Consider the following 22,206-nt stretch of genomic DNA (forward strand, 5'->3'; position numbering starts at 1 on the left):
CATGACGCTCTCTCGCCGCAGATTCCTGACCCTGTCGGCCGCGGGTGCCGGCGCCATGCTGGTCTCGCCGATGCTCGCGCTGGCGCGGGTCGAGTCGGAGCGCCGTTTCGTGTTCGTCATCCAGCGCGGCGCCGCGGACGGACTGAACATCGTCGTACCCTATGCCGATCCGGCTTATGCCTCGCTGCGCGGTCCGCTCGCGCTCGAGCTATCGTCGGCCGCCAAGCTCGACGGCACGTTTGCGCTGCATCCGGCCTTGCAGCGTACGGCGCGGTTCTACGCCGCCCGCCAAGCGCTTTTCGTTCATGCCGTGGCGACGCCTTATCGCGATCGTTCCCACTTCGACGGACAGAACGTGTTGGAGACCGGCAGTACCGCGCCCTATCAGCTGCGCGACGGCTGGCTGAACCGTCTCGTCGCGCTGTTGCCGCGTGACGCGGCCCAGGCGATCGCGTTCGCGCCGACGGTGCCCGCCGCATTGCGCGGGCGTTCCAATGTCGAGTCGTACGCGCCTTCGTCGTTGCCGGACGCCTCGGACGATCTACTCATGCGCGTGGGCGAGCTCTACTCGCACGATGCCGAGCTCGGACGGCTCTGGAGCGAGGCGCTGGCCGCGCACGCGATGGCCGGGCGGTCAGGGCCGAGGCAGGACCCCGCTAGCCTCGGCAAGCTCGCCGCCGGCTTTCTGGCACGCGCGGACGGCCCGCGCATCGCGATGATCGAGACCGGGGGCTGGGATACCCATAGCGCGCAGAATCCGCGGCTCGCCGCGCAACTGAAAGCGCTCGACGCGATGCTCGGTGCACTGCGCGACGGTCTCGGCACGGTCTGGGCCGACACGACGGTGGTGGTCGCCACCGAGTTCGGGCGCACTGCCGCGGCGAACGGCACCGCAGGTACCGACCACGGTACCGGATCGCTGGCGATGCTCATGGGCGGGGCAGTCGCGGGCGGACGGGTCATGGCGGATTGGCCAGGCTTACGCGCGGGCGATCTTTACGAGGGCCGCGATTTGCGCGCGACGACGTCGCTCGATGCGCTGGTCGCCGGGGCGGCAGCCGAAACGTTCGGCCTCGATCCGGCGCATACCGTGGCGGCGCTCTTTCCGAAGCGTCGCTTGCTCGCCCCGGTCACCGGTGTCGTTGCCGCAGTGGGGACAGCGCGACACGCGTGAGCCGCGGCACGGGCGTTGCTTGCCGCGTTAAGGGTATCTGCATGGAGACGCTTTCATGAGCAACGCCGCTCGCGCCCTCATTCCGCGGCGGGACTTCACTGAACATTTCGTCCGCTTTTACGACGACGAGCTGCCCGTCATAGACGAAGTCGTCCAGTTTGCCTTGCGCGCCTTGCGCGACAAAGGCGTGGCGATCGTCATCGCGACGGACGCGCATTTGTCGGCGATCGTACCGCGCCTCGAGCGCGCGGCACGCGGACCGCGTTCGGGCAAGCTGATTTGCGCGGAGGCTCAGGCCGCGCTGGCCGGGTTCATGGTCGACGGTTGGCCCGACGACGAGCGATTTTTTGCAACGATCGGCGCGCTCGTGGCCGACGCGGCGGCGCGCGCGGATGCGGCGCCGATTCACGCATTCGGCGAGATGGTGGCGATACTGGGCGCAGCCGGGCAATACGATGCGGCCCTACGGCTCGAAATGCTCTGGAACCAACTGGCGCGGCGCCATGCGTTCAAGCTCTTTTGCGCTTATCCGCGGGCGCTTTTCTCGCATCCCGCGCAACTCGGTGTGTTCAGCGAAATCTGCGGCGCGCACGGGCGCGTGCTGCCCGCCGAGATCCTGACGGACGTGGGCGCCGCCACGGCCAGCCGGCTGATCGCTCCGTGGCAACGAAAGGCGGCTGCGCTCGAAAGCGAAATACAGCGGCGATGCGAAGCCGAAGCGGCACTGCGCCGGCGCGAGCGCGAACTCGTCGACTTCGTCATGAACGTGCCGGTGGCAGCGGCGTTCCTCGCGGGGCCTGACCACGTCTTCCGACTCGCCAACCATGGATATCGCGAGCTCGTCGGTTGCCCCGAGCCGATCGGCCGTACCTATGCCGACGTGTGCCCGGACGAGAAGCTCGGTGGAGAGGTCGCCCAACTGCTATCGAAATGCTATACGAGCGGCCGCTCGATCCACCGCGACGAGTACCGCATCGAAATGACGCGGACCGACGGCGCATTCGAACCGCGCTATTTCTCGTTCAATTTTAAACCTTCGCGTTCGGACAGCGGCGAAGTGGAGGGCGTCATCGCGGTGGCCGTCGAGGTGACGGAGCAGGTGCGCAATCGCGAGCGCCTCGAAAAGTCGCATGCAGAGCGCGAGCGGCTACTGGTCGAGCTCGAGCGCGCAAGCCGCGCGAAGGACGAGTTTCTGGCAATGCTCGGCCATGAATTGCGTAATCCGCTCTCGCCGATCGTCACCGCGCTGCAGCTGATGCGCATGCGCTCGGATGGCGAGACGTCGCACGAGCAAAGCATCATTGCACGACAGGTGGAGCATCTGGTGCGGCTCGTCGATGACTTGCTCGACGTCGCCCGTCTCACGCGCGGCAAGATCGAGCTTCGACGGCGTACGGTGAATGTTTCGGACGTGCTCAACCATGCGATCGAAATGGCGAGCCTGCTGCTCGAGCAGCGCAATCACCGGCTGACCGTCCAGGCCGAGCCGGATCTCGTCTGGTCGGTCGATGCGGCGCGCATGGCGCAGGTCGTCTCCAACCTGCTGACCAATGCGGCGCGTTACTCGGCGGTGGGCGAAGAAGTGCGCCTTTGCGCTTCGCGCGGGCCTGGCGATACGATCGAGATCAGCGTACGCGACAACGGTATCGGCATTAGCGAGAAGATGCTGCCGCGCGTGTTCGATCTGTTCTTTCAAGGCAAGCGCAATCTCGATCGCGCGGAAGGCGGGCTCGGCATTGGCCTCGCGTTGGTCAAGAATCTCGTCGAACTGCATGGCGGCAACGTGGGCGCTGCCAGTGCGGGGCCGGGTCGCGGCAGCGAATTCACGATTCGCGTGCCTGCCCCGGCGGCGGGCCACGCGCATCGGTCGCCGGGCGCGCGGGCTCCCTCGGTGCCGTCCGAACGGACAGCGCACGCTGCGCCGCCCCCTAAAAACGGCTGCCGCATCCTGCTCGTCGACGATAACGTCGATGCTGTCGAAGCGCTCGCGCTGCTGCTCGGCGAGTGCGGTCATCGCGTCGAGGCCGTCCACGATCCCGCTGCCGCGTTGCAGATCGTCGGGCGCTTCAAACCCGAGATCGCGGTCGTCGATATCGGCCTTCCCGTGATGGATGGCTACGAGCTCATCGGCAGCCTACGCGCGATGCCCGCCACGCGTGAGTGCATGTTCATCGCGCTGACCGGTTACGGACAGCAGGCCGATCGCTTGCGCAGCGAGGCGGCGGGTTTCGAGCATCACCTCGTCAAGCCGGTCGATCTGGCGCATCTGACGCGTCTCATCGACGCATTCCAGGCTGAGAAAGCAGCGCACGCGGCCGAAAGCCACGGCCCGTGATCGCTGCTTGCCCGGCCGGCTGTTACATCGACTCGCCCGACGCCGGGCGCCCGGCAGCCGTGTTTTGCGCGCCCTGCAGTTTCATCTCGAGCGCCTTCTGGAAGCTGGCCAGCACGTTCGGCTCAGCGTCCGTCACGGCCCACCACACCATCCCGTTCGCGCGCCAATGCAAGAGGGCATAGCCGTCGCGCACGAGCGTGGCGGACCCGCTTTCGCCGCCGCTGTCCGACGCTTCGCGCTCCGGCATCACGTAGACATCGATCACGTGCAGGCGATAGCGGTAGATGAGCACGGCAACACGCCGATGCGCCACGTAATCGAGGCGTCCGCCCGCCAGCGCGAAGCCCTCCGCAGCGAGATCGACGACGGGCGGCGTGTAATCGAGGCGGCCGTTGAACCACGGCTTCACCGTATGCTGATCCGTGGAGATGACGTCGATGCCGTGCCCCGACAGTTGTGCGCGGACATGCGCGCCGACGAGTTCGTCGACGAAGAGCTCGGCGCGATTCGGGCCGCGTAGCGAAGGCGTCAACGCGAGCGTCGCGGCAACGGCCATCGCAACGGCAACGGCGCTCAGCCCGGCGAAGGCTGCGACACGGCCGCCGCCCGTTCGCCCGGCGGCGAGTCCCTGCCATGCGGGCCGATGCGAAGCGGGCCGAGCCGAACCGGGTTGGCGCCAAAGCTGCTTCAGCCAACCGAAGCGCGCGTCTCGCCGCGGCTCGGGGCGATCGGCGGCAGACCTTCGACCGGCTTCGCGCTCGAGCGCGGCCGCGATGCGCATACGCAGTGCATCGGGCGCGTGGTGATACTCGGCGCGCCGCACGCTGCGGCGTATCGCAAGCAGGGCTTCCTGTTCGGCGCGGCACGCGGCGCAGGTTTCGAGATGTTGTCGGACCGCGCGCGCTTCGCCTGACGGGAGTTCGCCGTCGAGGCTCGCATCGATGCGAGGACGGATGTCGTCACATTCCATCAGGCCTCTCCTGCTTACCGTCGGTCGTGCGCACCTGCGAGGCCCGGCGTTGCGGCTCGCGCGATGTGACGATGGCGGCGAATTTGCGCCGCGCGCGGGCGATGCGCGACATGACCGTGCCGATCGGCAATTCGGTGACCGCCGCAATCTCGCGGTAGCTCAAGTCCTCGAGCTCTCGGAGGATCAGGACTTCGCGGAATTCGACGGGCAGCTCGGCAAGCGCCTCGTGCACGAGCCGCGTGTCCTGCTCGCGGATCATCAGCGTTTGCGGATCTTCGGGTGCCGTGCCCCAGCCGTCGATCGGCGTGTCGTCGAGTTCCTCGTCGAACTGCACGACCTCATGCGACGATGCGCGACGGCGCCACTCCGAATACCAGGTGCGGCGGACGATCGCGAGCAGCCACGGCCGGGCGCTGTCGCCTTCAAACGAATCGAAAAAGCGCAGGGCGCGCATGAATGCCTCCTGGACGATGTCTTCGGCATCGGCCGAATTGCCACTCAACCAGCGCGCAAGGTTGTAGGCCGCATCGAGGTGCGGCAAGGCCAACGCCTGGAAACGGCGAACCTGCTCGCCGTCGTCGCGCTTGCGCGCGGCCTGTCGATCGCTGCTGGTCACCCCGGCTCCTTCCCCCTCACCGATGCACCATCGGCCACCCGTCGAGTGTAGTTCGCTTTTGGGCATATCGAGGGTCCGTTGAGCCACGACGTTTTCACCGGACCACGATCTTGCCGACCATCATCGGATGAATACTGCAGAAGTAGGTGTAGGTGCCCGACTTCGTCAGCACGGCCGTGTACGAATCGTTCGTGTCGAGTGCGGGCGAGTTCTTGAACGCACCGTTCGTACTGACCACGACATGCGGCTCCTCGTCACGATTGACCCAGACGATGCGCGCGCCGGCCGGCACGTGGATTTCGTTCGGCTTGAATGCGAAGTTGCTGATTTCGACGCGATAAACGGCCGGCTGGCCGGAGCCGCCGGCATTGCCGCCAGCCGCTTGCGCGTCGCCATCGGTCGCGGCTCGGGAAGCGCTCGTTGCAACGGCAGCCATGACCATGAGCAAGGTGGCCGCAATCCGGCCGCGAAAGTACCGTGCGTTCATGACAGCGTCTCCTCGGTGAGGGCAAGCGTGCGTGCGGTCTCGACATGACGCACGACGCGCACGCCGATATAGTCGGCCAGCTTGCCGGCGGGGATCTCTTTGAGCGGTCCGGGCCCAGGGCCCACGCCCGGCGCCGGCTGCGGGTAGGCCGTCGAGCGGGCGGTGAAGAACGTCACGTTGCCTTCGACCTTTTGCTGAATCTGATGGATATGTCCGTTGAGCACCGTCACCGAACCGAAGCGACGCAGCAAGGCGAGCGCTTCGCCCGCGTCATCGGTGCCCCAGCCCCATGAGGGATAGAGCGACCACAGCGGCATGTGGGCGAATACGACGATCGGCGTTTCCGATGTGCGGCTCGCGAGATCGCTGCGCAGCCAGGCGAGCTGATCGGTGCCGAGCGAGCCGAGGCCACCGGCCTTGAGGTTCAGCACGTTGATCAGTGCGACGAAGTGCACGCCGCGGTGATCGAAGCTATACCAGCCGCCTTTCGTTGCTTCGCTCCCGAAGCGACGGAAAAATTCGGCGCCGTTATCGCCGATCACGTCATGCTCGCCCGGGACGAAGAAACGTTGTTTCGTGCGCATCTGGCGCATCAGCTCGGTCACCGTATCGAACTCGTCGGGCTTCGAGAGGTGAGTCAGATCGCCTGTATGCATGACGAAGTCCGGCTGCACGGGCAGGGCGTCGATGTGGTCCAGCGCACGCTTGAAGGTGCCGGCGACATCCTCGTTTGGCGCCTTGTTGAAGCCGATATGCGAATCGCTGACTTGCACGAAGCTGAACGCCGCGTTCTTGGCTTCGCCCTGCGCGCTGTCGCCGAGCGCGCGTGCCTGAAGGACGCCGCCCTGCATGAACCAGAGCGTGCCGGCGCCGGCCCACGCCATGCACTTGAGAAATTCGCGCCGGGCGCCGGCCGGTCGCGCGTCGCGGTAGCCGTCTTTATCGTCTTGCTTGCCATCCATGATCGGAGTCTCCTGGTCGTGGTGAATGCGGCCAGAAAAGACCGCGCTCGGAGGACCGGCGACGCACGCGCCGCGAGCTCGATGAGCTGTCCTCATCCAGCATTACCGCGCCGTGCGCCCGGTTATTCCCGCCAGAAGTGAAAAACATGGAAGTGATATCTCGTTGATCGTTTCCTTTGTTCTTTTGGGGCGCAGTTGTATGTAGAATCGCCCCGTTTTGAATCCTGGCGTTGGTCAGGCTGATGAATGAAAACGAACCTGTCTGTACGAAGTCGCCGGAAAAGGGTCGCCGGCATGCAGCGCAGAGCGGTCGGCTATTTAGGCTGGACGCCGAAATTCAGGGATCGAAATCATGACAACTAAAGGATGCCCGCTGTGCGATCGGCAGTCGTTGCTGATCTATCCGGTTCGGTATGCCCTCGCGTGCCCGCGTGGCGCGGCGAAAGCGCCGGGACTGTCCGGCAACTTCAAGATCGATGGTCGTGCTCCGCAATCGATCGGCACGGCAAAGTACACGTTGCGTGCGCTGCGGCAGGGCTATCTGTACACCTACGATGAGAAGCGCAAGCGGCTCAGCGCCTACATGGTCCTCGACGATGGCTCGCTGTGGTATTTCCCGCCTGATACGACGCCGCCGCCGGGTGATTCGAAAGGCGCACGAACGGAGAGTTGTAAAGCGAGCGGCGAAACTGAGTTCGAATCGTTGGGTCGGTGTATCGGCGTCCAGCACACGCCTGGCAGCGACGAAGCGACGAACTTTTGGATTGGTTGGTCGAACGTGCGATGGACGAAGGATCTTGTCTACAACAAGATCGGCAACGAGAGCTGGCGAAAGCAGCATATGCAGTGCATCAACGTCGCGGCGATGCTCGCAGGCGGTGCCGCGGATACGGGAGAATTTCAGGCTGCTCACGGCACGGTCGCGCATTTCGCGATGGACGACCAGGCGATGAAGGATGCGTTCGGGTTCAGCAACCGCGCTCCCAAGGACGAAATCAGCCTGCGTCAACGCAAGATCGCGAACCGCATCGGCGAGGCGATGGCGAAGTCACCGCTCAAGAAAGGCTTCATCGTCGCGGTCAACGATCCTGTCGGCATCACGAACGATCTCGCGGAATTGACAGTCCCGAATGTGCATAACGGCTTCGATGAGCAGGTCTACTGGAAGTACATTTCAGCGCAGCTTGTGGAGCGGGCCGAAGCGGGTATTCGTGCAAACGCTGAAGCGATGACAGGGTTGACCTATGGGGCGTCAAAAGCCATCGCGGACGCTAACGTTGCGAATGTGGCTGACCGCGCAGCCATTGCGCCGGACCCGGTAAGCCTTTTTCATTTCGTTCGGACGTGGATCAAGACTGGAAGCGCCGATCAAGCAGCGAAGATCGAACAGCAAAAGATCGACGATGTGCCTGCAACACAGCAGGCCGCAGCAGATGAGGCGTGGCGCGAGGCTTCGCTCAAGAAAGGACCCGACGGCAAACCGGTGATTGGTTCGGATGGGAAGCCCGAAAGCGTTATCGACATCAAGGCGCTGGATCATTTCCGTGAGCGGGAATATCCGCAGGCGCTCGATGCCTTCAGGCCCAAGTGGGAACCCCTCGTAAAAGCCCATGCTGGATGGCTCAAATCGCAGTTGCTCGCCGACTGGATGGCCGGCAATCACGACACGGCGGACCTTCGCAGCGGGTATGCGTACAGCGAATCGTGCGCGCAAGCGATCGGTGCGGCTGCGGGTACCGATGATTGCAAGGCAGTGTTGGAAGAGTGGCTGAATGGTCGAGCCTCGGATACCCGCAATTTGTACGTGCGCGCTTTAATGTTCAATCAGACGGAGTTGATGAAAGCCGCTGATGCTCAAGTTCACGGCTCGGATATTCAGTACGAGAATATTCTGAACCTCTACAAGGCCGCCTTCCAAAACATCGAAAAGCTTGGTAATGCGGCCGGCTTGCGAGACAGGCTCGTCGTGACTACGGCTAATACTGTCGTGAATGTCCTCGCGACAGGCTTGAAAGGCGCGGCTGTCGGATACGTCACGATCCGATTGGCGCTACACGCCGGCGTGCCGATCAAGGCCGCTCATATCACGCCGATCGCCGTGCGGAACTGGATACTTGACCAAGGCAAGGCGTTGGGATTGAAACTCGACGACGATAGAATCGAAGGTCGTGCGGCAGCGATGAAGCTCAGCCGGCAGGTAGTCAATGCTGCGCCGCCTGCCGATCCGGCCGTTTTCGGATACGCGATCGACACCGATGCCTGGGTGAGGGAGGGCACGCTCGAGGCGGGCGATATCAAGGTCATCAAGATTCCTGGTGTGGAAACGACCCGCAAGTGGCTCGGCTCATCGTCGTCGGTCCAGTTCAATCATGGCATCGTGGCGGCGATCTTTCAGCTCGCTACGTTGACTTTTGCGTATAAGGATTTCGCCGGCAGTGATCAGTTCAACAAGAGCGAGAATGTGCTGAAGCTCACGGGGTCGCTCGTCTCGATTCTCGGAAATATCGTCGAGACCGTATCCGAAACCGTTGCCAAGGCACCAAACCATCCTCTCTCCGCTTTTCTCATGAAGCAGTGGGCGTGGTTTAGTCGTGATACGGCCGAGATCGGAGCGAGGATCGGACGATGGACCGGTGCGGTCGCCGGTGTCGTGCTGGCCGGGTATGACGTATTGAACAATTTGCCGCAGGCGTATAAAAACAAGGACTACGCATTGACTGCTTTGTATGCAGCGAATGGGACCCTAGGCGTCTACCTGGCTCTCTCGCCGTTCCTTTCTACAATTCCCCTTCTCGCCAGTTGGCTTCCTGCCGCATGGCTGGTTCTGGCGGCATCGATTATAGTCGGCATCGTGATTGCGAAATGCAAGCCGGCGGCGATCAATGAATGGATGCCGCGATGCAGGTTCGGAATGAGTGAGCGCTATCGTTCACTGGATGAAGAGCTCAAGGCCTTCAATTCCGCTATGGGAGCTTAACGTATGGACGAGCGGTTGATGAAGAAGTGCACCGGCTTACCTGTTCCAGAATGGGATCTGGCACATCGCTTATGCATCAAAAAGCCGGCGGGTCCTGAGATAAAGGATTTTGGCTCAGTCTTTTGTGTCAATTCCACCTTTATGGATGTGGTCGACCCTTCTTTTGCTGAAAGGCAGTGGGTTATATTGCCTGTTGTGATTGCGTTTGTCGCAATAGGGATCGGGCCGTATATCTTCTTTCTTACACATTCTGATCCTGCGCCGGCTTTCTGGATGTTTATATTCAACATATTGGCACTTATTCCTATATTGCTCTTTGGTTCCATTGCCTGGAAGCTAGGCAGCGGCTTGTTCTTCGGCCTGCGATACCAACCGATCCGCTTCCACCGTGAGACACGCAAGCTCTACGCGATCCGCGCGAGACGCTTCTTCGGGAAACCTGGGGAAGGGGACATCGTTTGGGAGGCGCCGTGGACGGACGAATCGATCTTCTGCCTGCATCGCGAGGTCACCCCTTTCGGGACGGTGTTTCACATCCGCCACTACACGGTCGACGATCAGGGCAACGTCACGAGGGTGTTTTCGATCGGTCGCGAGTGGACGGCATCGCAAATCAGGCTAGCGCTTGCTCAGTGGAACTACTGGTGCAAGTACATGAGCGATGGCCCGAACGGCCTCCCGAAACCGATGCTGTTCCACACTCAGCACGAGACGCCGCGCGAGTCATTCCTGTTTTCGCTTTATAGCTTCGGGATGAGCGCGCCTGTCTTCATGCGGCTCCTATCGATGCCCGCTGTGCTTGTTTTCACCGCAATGAGAATGCTGGCGAATGCGACGTGCCGAGCTCCCGTGTGGCCACAGGCGATCGAGAACATCTCTCACGTCGCACCTCACGACCCATATGCGGAACCGCGCACCGGCACACCGGTTGGCTGGGCCGAGACCGTCCTTGCGCAACAGCGCGGCGAGTATCCGGAAGACTCGAATGCGCGGGTTGAAGACTGGACCGGAGAACCCGATGGCCGCTTGCACGCCGCAGCTTGGCTCGATAAGCCCGCTACTCAGGCGGCGCGATAAAGACCTCTACTCGTCTTCGACGGCTCGATTGAGCCCAAACGAAGCAGGCATCTTGCGATAGATAGTCGTACGGGAGACGCCGAGTGCGCGGGCCGCGGCCGATACGTTGCCCCCATGCCGCTCGATGGCCGCAGCGATGACCGAAACCGCCACTTCCTGCAAGCGCGCATCGTTCCTCAAGGCGACATGTGGGGGCTGCCCGACCTGCGATGCGGCACTTGCCTCACGGCCAGCGATATCTTCGAAGAAATCGTCGGGCAGATGCTCGCGGCGAATCACGCCATCGGCATCGACCATCGCAGCGGCCGTACGCAGCAAGTTTCCGAGCTGCCTGAAGTTACCGGGCCAAGCGCATTGCTCGAACAGCGCGGCGACCTCGTGCGAGACGCTGAGACTGCATCCGTTGCAGCTCGCCGCCGACTCTTGTTCCAGCATCTTTTCGATGACGACTGCAAGATCGGTCCGCTCCCGCAGCGGCGGCAATTTGACGACGAGCCCGTTCAGCCGATAGTAGAGATCTTCGCGAAAGAGATTTTGCGCAATCATCTCCCGCAGGCTGCGATGGGTTGCGCAGACGACGGAGATATCGACGGGAATCGATTTGGTCGACCCGAGCGGATTGACGATCCGTTCTTGCAGTACGCGCAGCAGGCGCACCTGCAGCGGATAGGGCATATCGCCGATCTCATCGAGAAACAGCGTGCCGCCGTTGGCCTGCACGAGCTTGCCGAGGGCGCCCTTGCGCCGCGCACCGGTGAAGGCCCCTTCTTCGTATCCGAACAATTCCGATTCGATCAGCGTTTCGGGAATCGAGGCACAGTTCACGGCAACGAACGGACCGTCCCGGCGCGGCGAGTCGTTATGGATCGCCTGCGCGAGCAGTTCCTTGCCGGTACCCGTCTCGCCTGTGATCAGAATCGGAATGTCCTTGCCGATGACCTTGCGCACCTTCGCAATCACGGCGGCCACTTGCGGATCGCCCGTATCGAGGCTCGCAAGCCGCACACGTGTGCTCGTCGACGCCGCCTGCGCGACCGCGCGCGATACGCGTTGTACATCGGCGACGGGACCGTCGGCGAACGACGTGCGCTTGATGCCGATGCGCGCGCGGACCACCGTGCCGTTGTGCAGATTCAGCGAGACGACTTGATCGGGATGCGCGCGCACGCGATCGAAGAGCTGCGCGCTCGTGAGACCGAAAAGCGAGGCGAGGGTATGCGCACGCAATCCGGCGAGCGGGACGCCGAGCTGGAATTGCGCGCTGCGATTGGCCGACAGAAAGCGGCCGTCGAGCGTGAAGGCGGCGATGCCTTCCATCAGCGTGCCGAGGAATTCCGGGCGGCCATGAAAGGCGATTTGCAGCGTGTCGCGGAACGTGCTCGTGAACAGATGATTTTCGATCATCTGCACCGACATCTTCGCGAGCGCCATCGTGTGCTGATGATAGCTGCGGCAATCGCCCGTCACGTCGAGCACACCGACCACCTCGCCGTAAGGGTCGAGGATCGGCACGCTCGAGCATGTGAGGAACCGGTTGGCCGCCAGATAGTGCTGATCGCCATGGACGACCGTTGCGCTGCGCTCGGCCAGCGCCGTACCGATGGCGTTCGTGCCCTGGCGGTCTTCGGCCCAGTTCGCACCCGGGCGAAGCGCGACCTTTTCCGCGCGCTGGAGGAAATCGTCGTCGCCGATCGAATGGAGGATGAGGCCTTGCGCATCCGTCAGCACGATCATGCTTTGCGTATTGACGATCTGCTCGTGCAGCGTTTCCATGACGGGCAGGGCATGCGCCGTCAGTACGCGGTTTTGTTCCAGCTTGAGCGTGAGGTCGGCACCGGTCAGCACGTCGTAGTCGGGCTGCGTGCACGTGTGCAGGCCGAAACCTTCCGAGCGTTCGTGCGCTTTCTGTATGCAAGGGGTCAACCAGCCGCTTTCGCTGTTCGTGAGCGAGCTCGGGGCGTGACGGGCGTCGTCCGGCATTGTCTCCTCCATTGAGGCCTCAGCAAGGCCCTCGTACCGGCGCGTAGCCGATACGTTGTGGTGCCGCTTGGAGCAAGTTACGCGCCAGAAACGCCACTTCGAGCCGAAGCCGGGCTGAAAGGCCATGCCGCGACCGATGAGCGCACGGCATCGACTTTCGACTGCATCGTTTACGATGGCGCCATTGCCGAGTGGGCGGAATCGGGAGTTATCCGTAGTTTCCCGAGGTTTCCAGCCGCGGCTCTCAGCCTCTCGAACCGGCCTTTAATGAACGCGTCTCATTCGAACGTCCGAGCGCTCCAACGCGCGGTAACGCGTCACATCATCACGCGCGATGGCCATCGCATCGCGGTTGCCGTCGCGGGCGCGCACGACGGCGTACCCGTCGCCGTCCTGCACGGCGGGCCCGGCAGTGCAAGCGCGATGAGCGTGCTTGCGCGCTTCGATCTCGCGCGCTGTCGAGTCGTGCTGATCGATCAGCGCGGCGCCGGCGCGTCGAGACCGCGCGGCAGCCTGCGGCATAACCGCACGGACCGGCTCGTCGGCGACATGGAAGCAGTTCGCGAGCGGCTCGGATTCGCCCGCTGGGGTATCGTCGGCGGATCGTGGGGCGCGGCGCTCGCGCTCGCCTATGCGGGCGCGCATCCGCAGCGCGTGACAGGCGTCGTGCTGCGCGGCCTTTTCCTCGCATCGCGGCGCGAGGTGCGAGGCTTGTTCATCGGCTCGCGCGGCCGCGCACCGCACGCATGGCGCGCGCTCATGCGTGCGGCGCATTGCGACCGTCCCGCAGCGCTCGTCGCATGCTGCGAGCGGGCGTTGCGCCAGGGCGCTCCATGGGCGCGGCAGCGCGGCGTCGCGCTCGCGTGGAGCGATTACGAAGACGCGGTACTCGCATCGGCGCATATCGGCCGTCCACGCGGCACCGGTCGCCGGACGCGCACCGGGCACGCGAACGCGTTGCGGCTGACGAAGAAGTACCGCATCCAGGCGCACTATCTGACCCATGACTGTTGGCTCGGCGAACGGCGGCTGCTCTCGCTGGCGCGCCGCGCCGCGATGAACGGCGTACCGTTCGCAGCCGTTCACGGCATGCACGATCCCGTATGTCCGCCCGGCAATTTGCGGCGCCTCGCACGGGCCGTTCCGAACGTCAGACTCACGCGCGTGGACGCCGGCCACCTCGGCAGCGAACCGGCGCTCGCAGCGAGTCTCGCCGAGGCGATTCGAGCGATGTTCGGCTGAAGCCGTTCGGCGTCGCTTGCGGTCCACGCTCTCTTCAACTCTCTCCAGCCCTCTCCGGTTTCCCTCCTGCCTGTTCCCAACGTGAACAGTGTCCGCACCGCCTGTTCCGAATTGGAACAGCCGCGACGTAACGACACATCGAACGACGCGATTCGGCGGGCACGCGCATCGGCTGCGATGCCGCGCGGCACCGGGCGATCCCACCTCAATGGCATACGACTTGCGTCGAGCCGCCCGCCGCGGTTGCCGAATGAAGCGTGAAGCGCGCAGTTCGAAATACCGCCGCAATCAATCGATAAATCCTTGGCCGCGCGTGGCATCGCACTCAGGCGGAGTCAGCGCTCGGCAGGAGCCTTGGAGAGAGACATGAAAAGAAGTTCGGCTTCGGCCTTGTTGCTCACGGCACTTGCGAGCGCGCTCGCGGGCGTTCTCGGTCTCGATGCACCTCGTGCCGGCGCGGCCGACGCGTATCCCCCGGTCACGTTCGAGCGCATGACGAACGCGCAAGAGGACGCGGGTTGGCTGACCTACTACCGCACCTACAGCGGGCAGTCGCATTCGCCGCTCAAGCAGATCGATACTTCGAACGTCAAACGGCTCGTGACGGCATGGAGCTACAAGTTCCCCGCCGATCTGCAGCAAGGCTTCGAAGCGACGCCGATCGTCAACGGGCGTTATCTCTTCGTGAGCACGCCCAAGGACAACGTCTATGCGTTCGATGCCGCCACGGGCAAGACGCTGTGGAAATTCGAGCCCAAGCTCGGCGCCGAATCGTTCAAGACGGCCTGCTGCGATGTCGTCAACCGAGGCGTCGCGCTCTACGGCAAGAACGTCTATGTGGCCATGCTGAGCGGCGAAGTGGCCGCCCTCGATGCGCAAACGGGCAACCTCGTCTGGAAGAAGCAGATGTTCGATCCGGGCCTGGGCTATGCGTTCTCGCTCGCACCGCTCGCGCTGGACGGTGCGATCGTCGTCGGCAGTTCGGGCGGCGAATATGGCGCGCGCGGCTTCATCGCCGCGCTGAGCCCCGAGGATGGCAAGGTGCTCTGGAAGCGCTTCACGGTGCCGGGTGCGAAGGAGAAGGGCGGCGACACCTGGCCCGGCGGCATGCAGGATCACGGCGGCGCGCCGGCCTGGCTGACCGGCACCTACGATGCGGCGACGAAAACGCTCTACTGGGGTGTCGGCAATCCGGGGCCGTGGCTGGCCGATCTGCGCCCCGGCGACAATCTTTATTCGGACTCCTTACTTGCGCTCGACCCGAAGACCGGCGCGCTCAAATGGCACTTCCAGTACACGTCGCACGACACGTGGGACTACGACGGCGTCAATACGCCGGTACTCGCGAAGATCAGCTACGAGGGCAAGGACTACGACGCGATCATCCACGCGGACCGCAACGGCTACTTCGACGCGATCGATCGCAGCAACGGCAAGCTCATCTATGCAAGGCCGTTCGTCAAGGCCACTTCGGTGACGGGGTACACGGCCGAGGGCAAGCCGATCCAGGACGGCGCGAAATATCCGAAGGTCGGCTCGACGATCGATACGTGTCCGAGCTTTCTCGGCGGCAAGAACTGGTGGTCGATGTCCTACGATCCCGAGCGGCACCTCGCGTTCGTTCCCGCGCTGCATGCCTGCATGAGCCTGTCCGGTAAATCGGTGAGCTACATGGAAGGGCTGCCCTATCTGGGCGAAGGGTTCGAGATCAAGGCCGAGCCCGGCAGCAAAGGGTATGGCGAGCTGCAGGCCATCGACGTGAACACGGGCAAGAAGGTCTGGAGCCATTGGACGAAGATGCCTTGGAACGGCGGCGTCGCGAGCACGGCAAGCGGCATTGCGTTCAGCGGTTCGCTCGACGGCCATCTCTATGCGTTCGATGCGGCCACGGGCAAGGTGCTTTGGAAAAGTCCGAAACTCGCGAGCGGCATCATCGCGCAGCCGTCGATCTTCGAAGTCGACGGCAAGGAGTATGTTGCCGTGCTGGCCGGCTACGGCGGCGCGAATCCGATCTGGGGCGGCCCGATGGCGAAGATAGCAGAGAAGGTTCCGCGCGGCGGCACGCTCTACGTCTTCGCGCTCGGTCGCAGCTGACCGGTCCTCGGCATCGCAGCCTTTATCTGTCGCGAGTCTGCTCTGTATTCGGCGCATGACTCGCGGCACCGCTTCACGCATTCATCGGTAGCATCGCCATGAAAATCTCCTCTTTGCCTCTCGCAGCCGCAAGCGTCTTCGCTGCCGGCGCCTTCCTCGCCTCGGCGCCGGTCCCCGCGGCCGTGCGTGTCTGTACGTTCCCCGGCAGCCCGTCGGCCAGCCTCGATCGAGCCGTCGCGCGCGAAGCATTCAAGCGCGCGCGAATCGATGCGTCCATCGTCAGCGATGCGCTCGGCTCGAGCGATGACGACGGGGTCTCGCTCAAGGAATTGCGCCGCGCGCTCGAGAGCCGCTGCGACGTTATCGCGGGCTTTCCGCGCTCGCCGACTGCCAACGCCGCGAGCCCCGAGCTGCAATTCTCGCGCGGTTATTTGCGAGCGGACTATGTCGACCTGAGCATGGCCGCATCGTCGTCGACGCCTCGCCCGGCCAATGTGGTGGCCGCGACCTATGCGAGCCCCGCGCAGCTGATCGCCGTGCAGCAGTTCAGCGGTGCGCGGCTCGACCTCGAAAACACGCCGGAGCTGACCGTCGCAGCGGTCGCGGGCGGGCGCGCTCAGCGCGCGATCGTCTGGTACCCGGCCGTGGTGGCCTATCGACGCTCGCACCCCGAGCAACGCTTCGAGCTCGGCGCGACGCGCTCGGTCTACGCGCAGTGGCAATTGGTCTTCGCATTCGATGCGAAGCGAGCCGGGCTGCATGAACGCATCGACAAGGCGTTGGCGGCGATGCAAGCGGATGGCCGGCTCGCCGCGCTCACGCGCGACTGGGATCTCCCGGCATTGGCCGAGGCCGCGGCCGACCGGCCGGTGCATAGGCCGGAGCTTGCCTACCGCGATGGTGCCGCGCGGTATGCCTTCGGCGCAGTGCGCGCCGCAACCTACGATCCATCGACGGGAGGAGCTTTTGTGCGCGTGGCAGCGGGGTCGCCCGGCGACTCGCCCGCGTTCGACCATGCGCAGATCGAACACGGCAAGCGTCTTTATGCGAGCGCGTGCGCCAAGTGCCACGGAGCGACCCTGCAGGGCGTGACGGCGCCGGCCTTGACCGGTCCCGCGTTCGCACCGGCCAGCAATTCCCACCTCACGATCGGAGGCATCTTTGGCTACATGTCCACGAACATGCCGGCAGACCGCCCGGGCAAGCTCAAGCCGCAGGACTACGCCGACATCATGGCGTTCCTGCTCTATTCGAACGGATATCGACCGAAAACCGAGAAGCTCACGGCCGATGTCGCGCGCGCGTCGGTGACGCCGCTCAATGCGGGGCCCGGGCAATGATCGATCGCACGCGCGGCGATCGGTTCGTACGACCGTTCCAGTTGTTCCACTTGTTTCGGTTGTCCCAAATTGGAACGGTCGTCGATGCAGCTTGGAACACTGTTGCAGTCGGCGCCGGTCGATGCAGGTCTGTATCGATGTCCAGGCGGCCTTGGGATACGTGGGCATACATGTTGCCTCGTTGAGCCCGCCGCCGGATGGCACACAACCCAACACAATCTTGGATTCAAGGAGACACGCGATGGACATGTTAGACCTCAAGAAGCTGGGACTCGACATCGAGTATCCGTACCTTCAGCAGTACGAGAACTACATCGGCGGCAAGTGGGTCCCGCCCGTTGCAGGCGAATACTTCGAAAACGTTTCGCCGATCAACGGCAAGCCGTTCTGTCGCATTCCCCGTTCCGGCGCAGCGGACGTCGAGCTCGCGCTCGATGCGGCTCACAAGGCACGTCGCGCCTGGGGCAAGACTTCGACGACCGATCGTGCCAACCTGCTGCTCGCGGCAGCCGATCGGATGGAGAGGAATCTGAAGCTGTTGGCCGTGGCCGAAACGATCGACAACGGCAAGCCGCTGCGCGAGACGATGGCCGCCGACCTGCCGCTCGCGGTCGATCATCTGCGCTACTTCGCCGGCTGCATTCGCGCGCAGGAGGGTGGCATTTCGGAGATCGACGACAACACCGTCGCGTACCACTTTCATGAGCCGATGGGCGTCGTCGGCCAGATCATCCCCTGGAACTTCCCGTTGTCGATGGCGGCATGGAAGCTCGCCCCCGCGCTCGCGGCCGGCAACTGCGTCGTGCTGAAACCGGCGGAGCAGACGCCGGCTTCGATCCTCGTGCTGATGCAGATCATCGGCGATCTGTTCCCGGCCGGCGTCGTCAACATCGTGAACGGCTTCGGCCGCGAGGCGGGCGAAGCGCTTGCCACGAGCAACCGGATTTCGAAGCTGGCCTTCACGGGCTCCACGCCGACGGGCAAGCACATCATGCGCGCGGCAGCCGAGACGTTGATTCCGACCACGGTCGAGCTCGGCGGCAAGAGCCCGAACATTTTCTTCGCCGACGTGCTCGATCGCGACGATGCGTTCCTCGACAAGGCGCTCGAAGGCCTCGCGATGTTCGCGCTGAACCAGGGCGAAGTCTGTACCTGCCCGTCACGCGTGATGATCCAGGAGTCGATCTACGAGCGCTTCATCGAAAAGGCGATCACCCGGGTGCAGGCGATCAAGGCCGGCCATCCGCTCGATCCGTCGACGATGATCGGCGCGCAGGCTTCGCAGCAGCAGCTCGACAAGATCCTGTCGTACATCGACATCGGCCGCGGGGAGGGCGCGCAATGTCTGACGGGCGGCGAGCGAAGGAGTCCCGCCGAAGGCCTGTCGAGCGGCTACTACGTGATGCCGACGATGCTGCTCGGTAACAACAAGATGCGCGTATTCCAGGAGGAGATCTTCGGGCCGGTCGCGTCTGTGATGACGTTCAAGGACGAAGCCGAAGCGATCGAACTCGCCAACGATACGTATTTCGGACTCGGTGCGGGCGTCTGGACGCGCGATGGCACGCGCGCGTACCGGATGGGCCGCGAGATCGAAGCGGGCCGCGTGTGGACCAATTGCTATCACCTGTATCCCGCGCATGCGGCGTTCGGCGGCTACAAGCAATCGGGCATCGGGCGCGAGACCCACAAGATCGCGCTGTCGAACTACCAGCAAACGAAGTGTCTGCTCGTGAGTTACGACGCCAAGCCGCTCGGCTTCTTCTGATCGCGCGCAGTAGGCGAGGGGGCGCTGTTCACAAAGAAAAACGCCAGAGTCGTGAGACCCTGGCGTTCAAGTGCTCGCACCGAAGTTTGAGCAGCGCGGCATCGACAACCGATGCCGCGCAGTCGTTGTTGCTTAGAAGCGGTGGATGATGCCTGCGCCGATCGCAACTTGGTTTTGGCTCGCCGACGCGCTGATGCCGTCGCCGATTTGTGCCGTTGCGTTGATGATCGCTGCGCCGTTACGCGTCTTGCCCGTGGCGTGCTGGTACGCTTCGATCACGTAGAAGCCCGTGCGCTTCGACAGTGCGTAGTACTGCGACAGGTTGAACTGGTGGTACTTGGCAGCGCTCGTGATGCCGTTGGCTTCCGATGCGGCCGTGTAGCTGTAGCCTGCCGCGAGGTCGAGAGCAGCCGTCGCCTTCCAGTGCAGCACAGCGCCAAACGTGTTGAACACGGCTTCGTTCGTGAACGTCGAACCGGCGCCCGGCACGTAGACCACGTTCGTGTACGACGCGGACACGTCCCACGCCGGCGTGAACTGATAGCCGGCCGTCACGCCGAGGCGGCGCTGAGCGACAGCCGTCTTGTAGCCGTTGTCGATGGCCGACACGGCTTCTTCAGCACCGTTGTTGCTCGCCGCCGACGTCCACGTAGCACCGTTGGCGTTCTTGATGTTCTGGTAGCCGACGCCGATACCGAACGGGCCGTTCTTGTATTGCGCAGCCACGCTCCACACCGAGTTCGCTGCGACGCTGCCCGGCGTGCCGCCGAACGCGTAGCCGCCGCTGAACGTGAAGCCGTAGAGGTTCGGCGACGTGTAGATGACTTGGTTGTTGGTACGGTAGTTCGTATCCAGCGAGTCGATATCGCCCGGATGCGCGCCGAATGCGCCGGTCAGCCACGTCGTCGGGCTCCACGGCGAGAGCAGCGTGTAGTACGGCGTGTACTGACGGCCCATCGTGACCGTACCGAAGGCGTCGTTCGTCAGGCCAACCCAGGCTTGACGGTGGAATTCGAGACCGGCCGTGCTTTGCGTGCCGTTCATGATGTTGAAGCCTTGCTCCAACGTGAAGATGGCCTTCGTACCGCCGCCGAGGTCTTCGCTGCCCTTCAGGCCGAAGCGGTTGCCCGCCCACACGCCGTTGTTCATCTTGACCAGCGACTTACCGCCCGACGTGGCGCCCGTCGAAGGAGCGACGTTGTTCACATAGGCGAAGCCGTTATCCACGATACCGTAGAGCGTAACGCTGCTTTGCGCTTGCGCAGCGCCAGCAACGAGGCTCGTCGCGGCTGCGGCCACCATCGTGGCGAGTACTTTCTTCTTCATCAGATCTCCGGGTGCTGAGAGGGACTTCTTATCGATACCGGCACCGCTGGCACCGGTACTTATATGTCATCGTATGACTGTAACTGCCAGTAAAATTGTCGGGGCGACCCCGGAGCGGGCATACTAGGGAAACTACTACGTATTAACCCGCTAGCTCCTGCTTGTAAGACAACGTATGATGTGCGCCGCCGCGTATTTGCATCGATACCCAATGCCCGGGCTTGATTTAAGTCATTCAAGAAAACCCTGACAGGACCGATAAATAGGGGATCGACGTAATACGGGGGACACAAGATGCGCAACTGGACAGTGCGACACAGCCTGCTCGCGGTATTGATCGTCTTCGCGGTCATGATCATCGTGGGTGGAGTAGTGGGCGTGGTGGCACTCGATCGCTCCAACGGCAACGCCCGCTTCCAGCGCCAGGTCGCGCGTCAGGTCATTCTCGCCAACGACGGCTACAAAGACACCACGCGTACCCGCTCGGCGCTCACGCGCGCCTACGCCGCGCTCAAAGAGAACAACGACAAGGCGACGCGCGACTCGGCGCTCAAGAGCGCCCAGACCACGATCGACCGCGCCGCCGAGGAAACGGAGGCGTTTCGCCGTTCGGACCGGTTCGACGGGCAGGATGACGCGTTAAAACAACAGTTGCTCAATGCGTCCGATCAGCTCGCAACCCACCTGAAAGCGGCATTCGTGGCGTTGCAAAATGACGACACTGCGGCCTACGTGACGATCAACGACGGGGACATCCGGAACGCCGGTATCGCCTATTCGGCGGCTGTGGAGAAGTTTCAGCAGCTTGCGCGCACGCTGGCCGATGCCTCGGCCGAGCGCGGCGAGGCGGAGTTCAAGTGGGTGCTCGGCATGGTGATCGTCGGCGTATCGTTCGCGCTCGCCCTCATCATCGCCACGCATTTCGCGCTTCGCCGCATCGTGCTCGGGCCACTGCGGCAGGCGGTTGCCATGCTCGACCGGATTGCCGCGAACGATCTGACCGTCGAGGTGCCCGAGGCCGGCAGGAGCGAAGTCGGCCAGTTGTTCGGCGCCATGCGGCGCATGCGGCTCGGGTTATGGCGGACCGTTTCGGACGTACGCACGAATTGCGATGCGATTCACACTGCCGCGCGGGAGATCGCCGCCGGCAATCTCGATCTGTCGAGCCGGACCGAACAACAGTCCGCGTCGCTGCAGGAGACCGCGGCGAACATGGAGCAGCTCACCTCGACCGTCAAGCGCAATGCCGATAGCGCGCAGCAGGCGAGCAGTCTCGCGTCGAGTGCCGCGCAGGTCGCGACGCGCGGAGGCGATGTCGTCGCGCGCGCGGTGCAGACGATGAACGCGGTATCCGAAAGCTCGCAAAAGATTGCCGATATCACCGGCATGATCGACAGCATCGCGTTCCAGACGAACATCCTCGCGCTCAATGCGGCCGTCGAATCGGCCCGGGCCGGGGAGGCCGGGCGCGGCTTTGCCGTAGTCGCGTCCGAAGTGCGCGCACTCGCGCAGCGCAGCGCCGCCGCGGCCCATGAGATCAAGACGCTCATCGGCACATCGGTCGCGGACGTCAAAAACGGCAACACGCTCGTGGTCGAGGCCGGGCAGACGATGAACGAGATCGTGACGGCGGTGAGCGAGGTCGCGGGCATCATGGCCGAAATCACCGCGGCCACGGCCGAGCAAAGCATCGGCATCGCCCAGATTGGCGACGCCGTCAGCCAGATGGATCAAGTCACCCAGCAAAACGCCGCGCTCGTCGAGGAATCGGCGGCCGCGGCCGGCGCGCTCGAGCAGCAGGCGCAAGCCACGGCTTCCGCCGTCGCCGCCTTCAGGCTCGCTGCCGCCTGATACCGCG

15 protein-coding genes are annotated in these 22,206 nt (G+C 63.7%); 9 read left to right on the forward strand and 6 right to left on the reverse strand.

The window, feature by feature from the left end; all coding sequences use genetic code 11:
• Position 1: 1 nt before the first annotated feature.
• The gene (locus ACR9ZC_RS11060; RefSeq protein ID WP_481580301.1) at positions 2 to 1,174 is read left to right on the forward strand and encodes a DUF1501 domain-containing protein; all 1,173 of its coding nucleotides are present in this window, start codon (positions 2 to 4) and stop codon (positions 1,172 to 1,174) included.
• A 55-nt stretch (positions 1,175 to 1,229) separates the two neighbouring features.
• Positions 1,230 to 3,509: a hybrid sensor histidine kinase/response regulator gene (locus ACR9ZC_RS11065; RefSeq protein WP_481580302.1), complete on the forward strand. Its 2,280-nt coding sequence runs from the start codon at positions 1,230 to 1,232 to the stop codon at positions 3,507 to 3,509.
• Positions 3,510 to 3,531: 22 nt separating this feature from the next.
• Here the strand turns inward: ACR9ZC_RS11065 and ACR9ZC_RS11070 are convergent, their stop codons facing one another.
• From ACR9ZC_RS11070 to ACR9ZC_RS11085, 4 genes are all read right to left on the reverse strand, one after another.
• Positions 3,532 to 4,479: an anti-sigma factor family protein gene (locus ACR9ZC_RS11070; RefSeq protein WP_481580303.1), complete on the reverse strand. Its 948-nt coding sequence runs from the start codon at positions 4,477 to 4,479 to the stop codon at positions 3,532 to 3,534.
• The gene (locus ACR9ZC_RS11075; protein ID WP_481580304.1) at positions 4,469 to 5,095 is read right to left on the reverse strand and encodes an RNA polymerase sigma factor; all 627 of its coding nucleotides are present in this window, start codon (positions 5,093 to 5,095) and stop codon (positions 4,469 to 4,471) included. Before ACR9ZC_RS11075 ends, ACR9ZC_RS11070 begins: the two co-directional genes overlap by 11 nt.
• A 94-nt stretch (positions 5,096 to 5,189) precedes the next feature.
• Positions 5,190 to 5,582: a cupredoxin domain-containing protein gene (locus ACR9ZC_RS11080; RefSeq protein WP_481580305.1), complete on the reverse strand. Its 393-nt coding sequence runs from the start codon at positions 5,580 to 5,582 to the stop codon at positions 5,190 to 5,192.
• Entirely contained in the window at positions 5,579 to 6,544 is a 966-nt protein-coding gene (locus tag ACR9ZC_RS11085; RefSeq protein ID WP_481580306.1) for a metallophosphoesterase family protein, read from the reverse strand. The genes ACR9ZC_RS11080 and ACR9ZC_RS11085 overlap by 4 nt, the downstream gene beginning before the upstream one ends.
• A gap of 352 nt (positions 6,545 to 6,896) precedes the next feature.
• On the opposite strand from ACR9ZC_RS11085, the gene ACR9ZC_RS11090 reads away from it, so the two are divergent.
• Both ACR9ZC_RS11090 and ACR9ZC_RS11095 read left to right on the forward strand, forming a co-directional pair.
• Complete coding sequence (locus ACR9ZC_RS11090; protein WP_481580307.1) at positions 6,897 to 9,521, forward strand: T6SS effector BTH_I2691 family protein; 2,625 nt, start codon at positions 6,897 to 6,899, stop codon at positions 9,519 to 9,521.
• Positions 9,522 to 9,524: 3 nt separating this feature from the next.
• Positions 9,525 to 10,598 carry a DUF6708 domain-containing protein gene (locus tag ACR9ZC_RS11095; RefSeq protein ID WP_481580308.1) on the forward strand — a complete coding sequence of 358 codons (1,074 nt, stop codon included), beginning with the start codon at positions 9,525 to 9,527 and terminating at the stop codon, positions 10,596 to 10,598.
• A gap of 6 nt (positions 10,599 to 10,604) precedes the next feature.
• Here ACR9ZC_RS11095 and ACR9ZC_RS11100 read toward each other — a convergent pair whose 3' ends face one another.
• A complete protein-coding gene (locus tag ACR9ZC_RS11100; RefSeq protein WP_481580309.1) occupies positions 10,605 to 12,578 on the reverse strand; it encodes a sigma-54-dependent Fis family transcriptional regulator in 1,974 nt (657 codons plus the stop codon).
• A 267-nt stretch (positions 12,579 to 12,845) separates the two neighbouring features.
• Between ACR9ZC_RS11100 and ACR9ZC_RS11105 the strand changes: the two genes are divergently transcribed.
• From ACR9ZC_RS11105 to ACR9ZC_RS11120, 4 genes are all read left to right on the forward strand, one after another.
• Positions 12,846 to 13,820 carry an alpha/beta fold hydrolase gene (locus ACR9ZC_RS11105; RefSeq protein ID WP_481580310.1) on the forward strand — a complete coding sequence of 325 codons (975 nt, stop codon included), beginning with the start codon at positions 12,846 to 12,848 and terminating at the stop codon, positions 13,818 to 13,820.
• A 366-nt stretch (positions 13,821 to 14,186) separates the two neighbouring features.
• A complete protein-coding gene (locus ACR9ZC_RS11110) occupies positions 14,187 to 15,914 on the forward strand; it encodes a methanol/ethanol family PQQ-dependent dehydrogenase (RefSeq protein WP_481580311.1) in 1,728 nt (575 codons plus the stop codon).
• Positions 15,915 to 16,012: 98 nt separating this feature from the next.
• Positions 16,013 to 17,254: a c-type cytochrome gene (locus ACR9ZC_RS11115; RefSeq protein WP_481580312.1), complete on the forward strand. Its 1,242-nt coding sequence runs from the start codon at positions 16,013 to 16,015 to the stop codon at positions 17,252 to 17,254.
• A gap of 241 nt (positions 17,255 to 17,495) precedes the next feature.
• Positions 17,496 to 19,022, forward strand: coding sequence for an aldehyde dehydrogenase family protein (locus tag ACR9ZC_RS11120; RefSeq protein WP_481580313.1), 1,527 nt, complete (start codon positions 17,496 to 17,498; stop codon positions 19,020 to 19,022).
• Between the two features lie 132 nt (positions 19,023 to 19,154).
• On the opposite strand, the gene ACR9ZC_RS11125 is transcribed toward ACR9ZC_RS11120, so the two are convergent.
• Positions 19,155 to 20,348, reverse strand: a complete 1,194-nt coding sequence (locus tag ACR9ZC_RS11125; RefSeq protein WP_481580314.1) for a porin — start codon at positions 20,346 to 20,348, stop codon at positions 19,155 to 19,157.
• 294 nt (positions 20,349 to 20,642) lie between these two features.
• On the opposite strand from ACR9ZC_RS11125, the gene ACR9ZC_RS11130 reads away from it, so the two are divergent.
• On the forward strand, positions 20,643 to 22,199 hold the full coding sequence (locus ACR9ZC_RS11130; RefSeq protein ID WP_481580315.1) for a methyl-accepting chemotaxis protein: 1,557 nt from the start codon (positions 20,643 to 20,645) through the stop codon (positions 22,197 to 22,199).
• The last annotated feature ends 7 nt before the right edge of the window (positions 22,200 to 22,206 follow it).

This window comes from Trinickia sp. HAY1-2D, assembly GCF_056754935.1.